This is a genomic window from Nocardia sp. TBRC8007, assembly GCF_056629435.1.
On record NZ_JBWSOR010000110.1, the window covers coordinates 1 to 906 of the forward strand.

Below are 906 nucleotides of genomic sequence, written 5' to 3' on the forward strand. Positions count from 1 at the left end.
ACCGGCAGGCTCCTCGAGGGCACCTTCGAACAGATCAAGGCCGAGGTTCCGCCTACCGAGGCGATGACCGAGAAGGACCCGGTCGATTCCTATGCCAAGTTGGCTGAGCACGGGCTCGAGTATGGGCCGTTGTTCCAGCGTGTCACTTCATTGCGGGCTTCGGACACGATGGTGGTGGCCACCGTGGACGGCACCATCGCTCGTGAGGGCCGGTATGCCGCGCATCCAGCGGTCGTGGACGCCGCTGTGCAGAGCAGTTCTACGTTGTTCGCCGAAACGCACAATAAGGAGGAGGGGGCTCTGGTCCCGGTCTCGGTGGAGGAGGTGTATCTGCGGGCACCGTTGCCGGACGAGATCACCGTGGTAGCGCGGTTGAAGACTACGGCCGACCGGTCCAGTGCGCCGGTGGTGGATATCGACTTGCTCGATACCGATCACGGTGTGTGCATGCAGCTCATCGGGTTGAAGTTCGGGGCTATCTCACCACGTCCGGCGCCGCTGCAGCGGATGACGGACTTCTTCTACGAAGAAGTTTGGGAAACGCGTGATCCCATCGATCCCGCGGCCTTGCCCGCTACCGAGGACTTGTTCACCTTGATTGTGGCGATGGACACCGCGCCGAATCTGAATGCCGAACAGGTGTTGCGCATCAGCACCCCCGATTCGGCGGGCGCCGAACTGTTGGTCGTGGGTGACCCCGGCCGCGAGGACCTGGAAACCGAACTGACCGAACGGCTACAGGCCGCCCGAGCCCGCGAAGGTACCGAACGGCTGCACTTGGTGGTGGTCGCGGGCACCACCTACACCGACCTGGACAGTCTGTGGACCCTGCGCCGTATCGCGGTGACCGCCGAGGAATTCCTCGACACCTGGCAGCAGGAACATGGGACCGATATGGGACTGCTC

At 63.2% G+C, this 906-nt stretch carries 1 protein-coding gene; it reads left to right on the forward strand.

The genetic code is table 11. From position 1 onward, the window contains the following. Nucleotides 1-906: polyketide synthase dehydratase domain-containing protein (locus ACX4ZE_RS22830; RefSeq protein WP_480275519.1), on the forward strand; the 906-nt coding region annotated here is incomplete at both ends.